The organism is Streptomyces milbemycinicus (assembly GCF_002154605.1).
Lineage (GTDB): Bacteria > Actinomycetota > Actinomycetes > Streptomycetales > Streptomycetaceae > Streptomyces > Streptomyces milbemycinicus.
On record NZ_MUNE01000601.1, the window covers coordinates 1 to 8,670 of the forward strand.

The 8,670-nt window shown below is 73.6% G+C and carries 10 protein-coding genes and 1 pseudogene; 7 read left to right on the forward strand and 4 right to left on the reverse strand.

The genetic code is table 11. The annotated features are described in order from the left end of the window. Nucleotides 1–193, forward strand: a pseudogene (locus CCN51_RS40065) (GOLPH3/VPS74 family protein); the annotation flags it as partial. Nucleotides 194–328: 135 nt separating this feature from the next. Here CCN51_RS40065 and ssgD read toward each other — a convergent pair. Continuing rightward, entirely contained in the window at nucleotides 329–745 is a 417-nt protein-coding gene (gene ssgD / locus CCN51_RS40070; protein WP_014175251.1) for a spore wall synthesis regulator SsgD, read from the reverse strand. A 229-nt stretch (nucleotides 746–974) separates the two neighbouring features. On the opposite strand from ssgD, the gene CCN51_RS40075 reads away from it, so the two are divergent. Next, a complete protein-coding gene (locus CCN51_RS40075) occupies nucleotides 975–2,447 on the forward strand; it encodes a zf-HC2 domain-containing protein (protein ID WP_014175250.1) in 1,473 nt (490 codons plus the stop codon). On the opposite strand, the gene CCN51_RS40080 is transcribed toward CCN51_RS40075, so the two are convergent. Next, the gene (locus CCN51_RS40080; protein WP_014175249.1) at nucleotides 2,444–2,692 is read right to left on the reverse strand and encodes a CDGSH iron-sulfur domain-containing protein; all 249 of its coding nucleotides are present in this window, start codon (nucleotides 2,690–2,692) and stop codon (nucleotides 2,444–2,446) included. The two genes, CCN51_RS40075 and CCN51_RS40080, sit on opposite strands and share 4 nt — an antisense overlap. A gap of 94 nt (nucleotides 2,693–2,786) precedes the next feature. On the opposite strand from CCN51_RS40080, the gene CCN51_RS40085 reads away from it, so the two are divergent. Beyond that, nucleotides 2,787–3,926: a WD40/YVTN/BNR-like repeat-containing protein gene (locus CCN51_RS40085; RefSeq protein ID WP_014175248.1), complete on the forward strand. Its 1,140-nt coding sequence runs from the start codon at nucleotides 2,787–2,789 to the stop codon at nucleotides 3,924–3,926. A 67-nt stretch (nucleotides 3,927–3,993) separates the two neighbouring features. Here the strand turns inward: CCN51_RS40085 and CCN51_RS40090 are convergent, their stop codons facing one another. Then, entirely contained in the window at nucleotides 3,994–4,293 is a 300-nt protein-coding gene (locus tag CCN51_RS40090) for a YciI family protein (protein ID WP_014175247.1), read from the reverse strand. A 30-nt stretch (nucleotides 4,294–4,323) separates the two neighbouring features. Between CCN51_RS40090 and CCN51_RS40095 the strand changes: the two genes are divergently transcribed. Beyond that, entirely contained in the window at nucleotides 4,324–5,055 is a 732-nt protein-coding gene (locus tag CCN51_RS40095; RefSeq protein WP_014175246.1) for an endonuclease V, read from the forward strand. Nucleotides 5,056–5,162: 107 nt separating this feature from the next. On the opposite strand, the gene CCN51_RS40100 is transcribed toward CCN51_RS40095, so the two are convergent. Then, complete coding sequence (locus tag CCN51_RS40100; RefSeq protein WP_014175245.1) at nucleotides 5,163–5,657, reverse strand: DUF1203 domain-containing protein; 495 nt, start codon at nucleotides 5,655–5,657, stop codon at nucleotides 5,163–5,165. Between the two features lie 186 nt (nucleotides 5,658–5,843). Between CCN51_RS40100 and CCN51_RS40105 the strand changes: the two genes are divergently transcribed. The 3 genes from CCN51_RS40105 to CCN51_RS40115 all read left to right on the forward strand — a co-directional run. Beyond that, on the forward strand, nucleotides 5,844–6,782 hold the full coding sequence (locus CCN51_RS40105; protein ID WP_014175244.1) for a dihydrodipicolinate synthase family protein: 939 nt from the start codon (nucleotides 5,844–5,846) through the stop codon (nucleotides 6,780–6,782). Nucleotides 6,783–6,832: 50 nt separating this feature from the next. Next, nucleotides 6,833–8,230 carry a sialate:H+ symport family MFS transporter gene (locus CCN51_RS40110; protein ID WP_238545618.1) on the forward strand — a complete coding sequence of 466 codons (1,398 nt, stop codon included), beginning with the start codon at nucleotides 6,833–6,835 and terminating at the stop codon, nucleotides 8,228–8,230. 173 nt (nucleotides 8,231–8,403) lie between these two features. Then, the coding region (locus tag CCN51_RS40115) for a CoA transferase (protein WP_211303292.1) at nucleotides 8,404–8,670 on the forward strand (267 nt) is incomplete at its 3' end.

The window sequence follows — 8,670 nt, forward strand, 5'->3', positions numbered from 1 at the left end:
CGCGGCGGGCGAGCTGCGGACCGTCGTGACGGCCGCGGACGCCAGGGCGCACAAGGCCCGGATCGCCGAGCTTGCGCGGCGCAGCGGCCAGGTGGGGCCCGCATTGGAGAAGGCGCTCGGTCAGGTGCGGTCGGCGGTGGCGGTCGCGGTCACCGGAGTGACGCTCTCGGGCACGTTGGCGGCGGCCGGCTGAGGAGCGGTGGCGAGCGACGCCGACGGAGCAGGGGGGTAGACGGGGAGTGGGCGGCAGGGGAGCAGGGTGCCCGGGAGAGGGGGCGGCCCGGCCTTGGCGCCGGGCGCGGCGGGCACCGCCGGTCGCCCTGCCCCCTCAGGCATCCCGCAGCAGCACGGCCAGGTCGTGGTCGAGGTCCAGCCGCGCGCTCTCGCTGCCCTCGGGCACCAGGGCGTACGACCGGTCGAGGAAGAGCTGGAGATCGTCGGTGTCGAACTGGACCATGGCCATGCCCTCCGGGGCGTGGAACTCCAGAACGGTGCGGTGCGGGCCGCACGGCCACACCAGCACATCCCCGCTGCCCGCCGGGCCCCGCAGCCCGGCCGTCAGCAGCTCGCGCCCGAAGGTCCACTCCACGGCCTCCCCGTCCAGGGACGCGGTGGGCGGGAAGGAGACGCGCACGGCGAACGGGTCCTCGCGTTCGTAGCGCAGGCATGCGGGGATGGCGCGTGCCTCGGGCGTCGACGCGATGAGGCGGGCCTGGACGGCTTGATCGATGACGGTGGTGGTCACAACGCCTGCTCCTTGCGGCTCGGTGCGGGTCCTTGCCTCTCTACGTCTTTAAGACGTACGGGCTACGACCCCAGTGCACCCGCTGCGGACGTGACGTGTGTCACGACCATATTTTCGGGTGGAGATGCGACATTTAGGCTTGCGGAATCCACGCAAAGTCTCAGGTGCCGTGCTGAGCTGTTACAAAACAGCGGCTGCGGCGCGGCATCACCTCAGGGGTTGTTCCACCATGACCGAAGGTCCCGCATCGCTGGACGCGGATACCTACATCCGGCTCCACCAAGACCACCATCCACACCTCGTCGGCTACGCCCGCACCCTCATCGGCACCCCATGGCCGGCCGAGGACGCCGTCGCCGAGGCGTACTTTCTCGTGTGGCGGCGGTTGCGGTCCGGTGAGGCCGTCGGTGATGTTCCGGCCGCCCTGAAGGCCACCGTGCGTGACCTTGCCATGTCCGCCGCAAGCCGCGACCGGGCGCAGCGCGTCTCCTACGTCGACCTGCTCGCGCGCGTCATCGAGGATCTGCCGCAGCGTTGGGTGAAGGCGCTGTGGCAGGCGGAAGCGGAGCAGCAGCCGCCGGTGGCGGAGGTGGGCCGCCGGGCGGCGGCGGGTACGAGCCCCGCCGCCGCGCTGGAGCGGGCCCGGGACGGTATGCGCCAGCACTTCCTACGGGCCCAGCCGGGCGGCCCGGCCGACCCGGCCTGTGGGTGGTGCTGGGAGCGGCTGCCCGAGCACGTACGGGGCGCGGACTCGCCGACCCAGGCGGAGCAGGTCGCGATCCATGTGGCCGGCTGTGCGGACTGCCGGACGCGGGTGGAGCAGCTGATGGCGGCCGACGCGCGGCTGTCCGCGCTGGTGGGTCCTGCCCTGATGGTTCTCCTGTCCCGGGGGACCGCCGATTATCTGGTGCCGCTGGCCCGCGCGGGCGGCGCGGTGGCCGCCCTGTCCTCCCTGCCGTCGGGTGGCGCCCACGAGGGCCCGGCGGCCGACACGGTGAAGCTCCCGGCCCGGACGTCCGAGGACCGCCCCCCGCGCCACCGGGCGCGGCGACGGGCGGGCCGGGCCGGCCGGCCGGTCGCGGTCATGGCCGGAGCCGGTGCGCTGGCCCTCGCGGGGGCGGCGGTCGCGGCCGGGCTGGTGCTCACGGGCGGCGACTCGTCCGGACCTGAGCAGGGCACGGCGGCCTCTCAGCCCTCGTCCGAGTCGTCCCCGGGAGCGACCTCGTCGCCGTGGGGGCAGGAGTCGGCACGGTCGGACGCGGCGGGACACGGGGCCCCGGGCGACGCCTCCTCCGGGCGCTCCACCAAGGGCGCTCCCTCCGGCGCCGCCGCCGACCAGTCGCCGGGGCGGTCGCCGTCCTCGTCCACGGCACCCTCGTCGGCGTCGTCCGCCCCCGGCACGTCTGGCGCGTCGAAGAGCACATCTGCCTCCGAGACGCCGTCCACGGCGAAGACCCCCACCCGGGCCCCGGCCACGCGGCAGCCGACCCCGACGCGGACGCAGAGCGCCACGCCCAAGCCGACCCAGAGCCAGGACCAGACCGCGACCGCGACTCCCGAGCCGACCACGTCAACGACCGAGCCGCCCGCCGCGGAGCCGAGCAAATCGACGAAGCCGACCGAGCCGGCCAAGCCGACCAAGGCGACGGACGAGCCCCCGGCGCCCGGCCGTAGCGGGGGAGACGGCTGGGACAACGGCTAGGGTCGGCTGCCGCAGGGGCCGGATCCGTCGCAGTACGGGGTGTTCGCGCTCGTCCCGCATCCGCACAGCGTCGCGCGGGTCTCCTGGCGGGGCCCGGTCGCGGTCTCGACCCGGAGGTCGCCGCGGACGAGGATCTGGCCCGAGTCCGTACGGGCGACCGCCGTGGGGCGGACGGGATTTTCGGTCTGGCCGTTGGCCATCCGGTAGCGGAGGGCGCCGGAGGTGCACCGCCGGACGATCTCCATGGCCGGATAGGAAGGCCCAACCGGTCCCGCGATTCGACGTCCCGCGCCACTCGTCCGTGGACGGCGTCCCACCAATGGGCTAGCTTCCGGCGCCATGACGGAGAAGAAGACCACCAAGGGGCTCACAGGACTCAAGGGGCTTACGGGGACGCTGAGACGCGCGGCAGCGGCCGGGCTGTGCGGCGCGGCGCTCGTATCGGCCGTTGCCGCCGCGCCGGCGCAGGCCCGACAAGAGCGCGCGGAGGGCCTGTCGGGCGCGACGTGGCGGCTGAAGGCCAGCGGCAGCGACGCCCGGTTCCGCGGGCTCGCCGCCGTCAGTCGTACGACGGCGTGGGTGGCGGGTTCGAAGGGGACCGTGCTGCGTACGCACGACGGCGGGCGCAGTTGGCGCAACGTGTCGCCCCCTGGTGCGGAGGGGCTGGAGTTCCGGGACATCGAGGCATTCGACGCGCGGCGCGCGGTGGTGCTGGCGATCGGCGAGGGCGAGGCGTCCCGGGTCTTCCGTACGGACGACGCCGGCGCGACCTGGACGGAGAGCTTCCGCAACACCGATCCGCACGCCTTCTACGACTGCCTGACCTTCTTCGACGCGCGCAACGGCATCGCGCTCAGCGACCCGGTCGACGGCAAGTACCGCGTCCTGGCGACCGGCGACGGCGGCCGCAGCTGGCGGGTGCTGCCCTCGGACGGGATGCCCGCCGCGCAGCCGGGCGAGGCGGCGTTCGCAGCCGGCGGGCAGTGCCTGGTCAGTGCCGGGCGCCGGGACGCGTGGTTCGCCACCGGGGGCGCGGCCACCGCGCGCGTGTTCCACTCCGCCGACCGCGGCCGCACCTGGACGGTGGCCGACGCACCGCTCCCGGCGGGCGACCCGGCGCGCGGCGTCTTCGCGCTCGCCTTCCGCGACGCCCGCACCGGCCTGGCCGTCGGCGGCGACTACCGCGCCGGGCAGCCGTCCCCGAAGGCGGCGGCCGTTACGGCGGACGGCGGGGCGGTCTGGACGGTGGCCGACGCGCCGCCGCCCGCGTACCGCTCGGGCGTCACCTGGCTGCCGTACAGCCGCGGCACCGCCCTCGCGGTCGGCCCGACGGGTACGGATGTGACGACCGACGGCGGCCGCACCTGGCGCACGGTGGACCAGGGTTCGTACGACACCGTCGACTGCGCCCCGGACCTGGGCTGCTGGGCGGCGGGCGAGCAGGGCCGCGTCGCCCGTCTGGAGCCGGCCAGGAGGTAGGTCCGGTCAGGGGCAAGTCCGGTCAGAGGACAAGTCCGGTCGGGAGGTCGGCCCGGCCGGGGGCGGATCAGGACGGCGGCTGTTGGCGGTGGGCCGCGAGCTCGGGAGAGGTCTTCGTGGCCAGGAATTCGGTGATCCGGTATTCGCACAGGCCCGCGACGGAGAACGGGTCGGTCGCCACCAGCCGTTCGATCCTGGCGCGGTCGTCGCCGACCGCCAGGATGATCCCGCCGTCCCGCGGGAGCTTGCGGCCGGAGGCGATGATGTCGCCGGACGCGTAGAGCCCCTGCAACCACGTCACGTGGTCGGGGAGCGCCGCGTCGATGCGATCGAGGGGCGCGGTGTAGGTCAGCTCCAATACGAACATGATCGCGAGGCTAGTAGCGTAGGGCGCACCATGACCAGCACATCCGACCCGGGGCCCACCGCTGAGCCCACCTACGAGCTCCCGCCCGGCTGGCCGACGACCGAGGCCGAGGCGGCCGCCGTCCAGGAGCGGCTGCGCGGCTCCGTCCTGGTGGGCGGCGACCTGCCCGCGCCGGGCAGCGGCGCGGGCGCCGTCGTGGGCGTGGACGTCGCGTACGACGACGAGCGGGGCGTGGTCGCGGCGGCCGCCGTCGCGCTCGACCCGCGCGGCCTCGTGGTCGTGGGGGAGGCCACGGCGGTCGGCCCGGTCACCTTCCCGTATGTGCCGGGCCTGTTGGCGTTCCGCGAGATTCCGGCCGTCCTCGACGCGCTGGGCACCCTGGACCGCCTCGGGCACCGCCCCGACGTCGTGGTCTGCGACGGCTACGGCCTCGCCCACCCGCGCCGCTTCGGGCTGGCCAGCCATCTGGGGGTGCTCACCGGGCTGCCCACCATCGGCGTGGCCAAGAACCCCTTCACCTTCGCCCACGACGCCCCCGGCCCGCGTCGCGGTCAGTGGTCACCGCTCCTGGACGGGGCGGAAGAGGTGGGGCGCGCGCTGCGCACCCAGGACGGCGTGAAGCCGGTCTTCGTCTCCGTCGGCCACCGGGTGACCCTCGCGGACGCCTGCGCGTACGCGCTGCACCTGGCCCGCGACTACCGACTGCCGGAGACGACGCGGCGGGCCGACGCGCTGTGCCGCCGGGCGCTGGCGGGGGCGTGAGGCGTACCCACAAGGCGCGTAAGCCGCGCCCGCCAGGCACGTAAGCCCGCGCCCGCCAGGCGCACGCGCCATCCGCGCGCGCGACCCCCGTACGCGCGCGGCGCCGCTCAGCCGGCCGTCCGCCGTGTCTCCGCGTGGAAGCAGCCGAACTCGACGGCGCGTACGTGCACCGCGGCCACCTCCGGATTCCGGTAGACCTCCGCCAGCCCCTCCTCGATCGTCATATCCCCGCCGTTCAGCAGCAGCCCGCTGAGGATGGAGCCCTCGGCGGTGTACGCCCGCAGCACCCTCCGCTCGCCCCGCATGGCGTCCGGGTAGCCGCCGCCCGGCCAGCCGCCGCAGTCCTCGGTGTGGATGAAGACCGGGCCCATCTCGCTGTACGGGCCGGGCGTGGCGCCGGTCTCGAGCGCCCAGCGGCGCAGCGGGGCGTATGAGACGAGCGCGATCGTCTCGCCCGGCCGGCTGCGGCCCAGGCAGCAGCGCAGCGGGTTGTCGCCCTCCTCGTCGACCACCATGCGCGGCGGGTTGCCCGCGTCGTCGCTGATCCGCAGCTGCTTCAGTACCTCGGGCGCGATGGCCCGGATCTCGTAGTTCTTGGTCATGCCGTCCATGCTGGTCGCGGAGGCCGCCCGATGCTGGCGGGATTCGGACGGCGCGCTGAACGGACGCCGACGGGTCCGGGGGCTTGACACCGTGTTGGCGCTCCGTCAGATTCAGCGCAAACATGGGACGTCCGACGTCCTGAATGACTGAAATATTCGTACGATCGTCAGAAGGCCAGGTTCTCCATGAGTCTGCCGACCCCGCTCACCGGTGTCGTCCCGCCCCTGTGCACCCCGCTCACCCCCACCGGCGAGGTCGACACCCGCTCCCTCACCGCGCTCGCCGAGCGGCTGATCGGTGCCGGGGTCAGCGGCCTGTTCGTCCTCGGGTCCAGCGGCGAGGCCGCCTATCTGAGCGACCGTCGGCGGCGCGTCGTCCTGGAGACCGTGACCGAGGCCGCGGCCGGGCGGGTGCCGGTGCTCGCCGGGGTGATCGACATGACCACCGAGCGGGTGCTCGACCACGCCCGTACGGCGGTGGAGTCGGGTGTGGACGGGCTCGTCGCCACCGCCCCCTTCTACACCCGGACCCACCCGGTGGAGATCGCCGACCACTTCCGGCGCATCCGCGGCGGCGCCGGTCTGCCGCTGTTCGCGTACGACATCCCGGCCTCCGTCCACACCAAGCTCACCCCGGCCACCGTCCTCCCGCTCGCCGCCGAAGGCACGCTGGCCGGGCTCAAGGACAGCAGCGGGGACGACGGCGCGCTGCGCCGCCTCCTGGTCGAGGTGCGCCGGCGCGGGCTGCACACCTCCTTCTCGGTGCTCACCGGCTCCGAGCTGGCCGTGGACGGCGCCTTGCTGGCGGGGGTGCACGGCGTGGTCCCGGGCCTGGGGAACGTCGACCCGGAGGGCTACGTACGGCTGTACCAGCATGCGCGGGCGGGCCGCTGGGAGCGGGCGGCGGCCGAGCAGGACCGGCTGGTCGCCCTCTTCGCCATCACCGACGTCGGCGACCCGGCCGCCATGGGGGGCAGCTCCTCCGCGCTCGGCGCCTTCAAGGCCGCCCTGCATCTGCTGGGCGTGATCGACTGCCCGGCCACCACCCCTCCCCAGGTGCCGCTGGGCGACGCCGCTGTGAAGTCAGTCCGTCAACTTCTGGAATATGGAGGACTCTTGCCGTGACCACACCCCTGCCCTGGTACCGGGAAGTCTCCCTCCGGCAGTGGAAGGCGATGTTCGCCGCCTGGATCGGCTATCTGCTCGACGGTTTCGACTTTGTCCTGATCACGCTGGTCCTGACGGAGATAGCCGACGAGTTCGACCTCAGCGACGCCTCGGCGGCCTCCCTGGTCTCCGGGGCGTTCATCACCCGCTGGCTGGGCGGTGCGCTGCTCGGTGCGCTGGGCGACCGCTACGGGCGCAAACCCGCCATGATCGTCAGCATTCTGCTCTACTCGCTGGGCACGTTCGCCTGCGGCTTCGCATGGGACTACTTCAGCCTGTTCACCGCCCGGCTGCTGATCGGCATGGGGATGGCGGGGGAGTACAGCGCGAGCGCGACCTATGCCCTGGAGAGCTGGCCGGCCCGGCTGCGCAACCGCGCCTCCGGTTTTCTGATCTCCGGGTTCGCGGGCGGCTCGATCATCGCCGCCGAGCTCTACAAGTGGGTCGTGCCCCACTGGGGCTGGCGCTGGCTGTTCTGGATCGGGGTGCTGCCCGTGTTCGTGGCCCTGTGGGTGCGGCGCGCGCTCCCGGAGAGCGGGGACTGGAGCGAGGCGACCGGCAGCGGACCGCGCCCGAACCCGTTCCGGCCGCTGTTCGCCGGGCGCCGCCGGGCCTCGCTGAACACGGGGCTGGCGGTGGCCGCGAGCGTCGCGCTGTTCTGCGTCTTCACCCCGGTGGGCGAGGGGATGGTGTGGCCGCTGGCGCTGGTGGCGGCGGGCTGTCTGTTCGCCTTCGCCGCGCAGCTCGGCGGGCGGCGGCGCTGGGTGCTGTACATGGCGCTGATGTGCACCGTGTTCTGCGCGTTCCTCTACAGCTGGCCCATCCAGGCGCTGCTGCCCACCTATCTGAAGAAGGAGCTGGGCTACGATCCGGGCGAGGTCGCGGACATGATGTTCTACGCCGGGTTCGGGACCATGGCCGGCTGCTGGCTCGCCGGGTTCATGGGCGACTGGCTGGGCACCCGCCGCGCGTACGCCTTGACCCTCCTGGCCTCGCTGGCCTTCGTCTTCCCGGTGTTCGCGGTGCAGAACAGCCTGGTCGGGCTCGGGGTGCTGCTCTTCTTCCTGCTCGCCCTCAGCCAGGGGATCTCCGGGATCCTGCCCAAGTACATCGCGAGCCACTTCCCGACCGAGACCCGGGCCGCGTCCCTCGGCTTCGTCTACAACTCCGGGGCGCTCGGCGGCGCGGTCGCGCCGGTGCTGGGCGCCCACCTGGCGGAGGGCATGTCCCTCGGACGGGCGCTGGCGGTGCTCACCTTCGGGCTCACTCTGGTGGTGATCGTGCTGGTCGGTGGCAATGTTCCCCAGCGTCTCGCCCGGCTCACCGACCCGGACGCACCCGATGACCACCTCGTGCCCGAGCGGCCGTTGTCGGCGTCTGCCGCTAGCGTGGAGAGGGCCGGCTGAGGGACCGGCGGCCCGCGCCCCGTCCGGCTCGGGCGGTCAAATGCCTGGTGAGCGAGGTGTTTTGAGCGCCCGCCCGGTTATCCACAGGCTCGCCGTGGGGGCTTGTGGAATGCCGGGCGCATTCTTAGCATCAGCGGTGTTACAGCAGTGGTGTCATAAGGTTTGGGGACGGCATGGCGGCGACAGAGCACGGCCCGTTGGCAGGGGTGCGCGTGGTGGAGCTCGCGGGGATCGGGCCGGGGCCGTTCGCCGCCATGCTCCTCGCCGACCTCGGCGCCGACGTCGTCCGCGTCGACCGGCCGGGCGGCACGGGCGGGCTGAAGGTCGACCCGGCGTACGACCTGTCCAACCGCAATAAGCGCTCGGTGCTGCTCGACCTGAAGACCGAGCCGGGCCAGGCGGCCGTGCTCGACCTCGTGGAGCGCGCCGACGTCCTCATC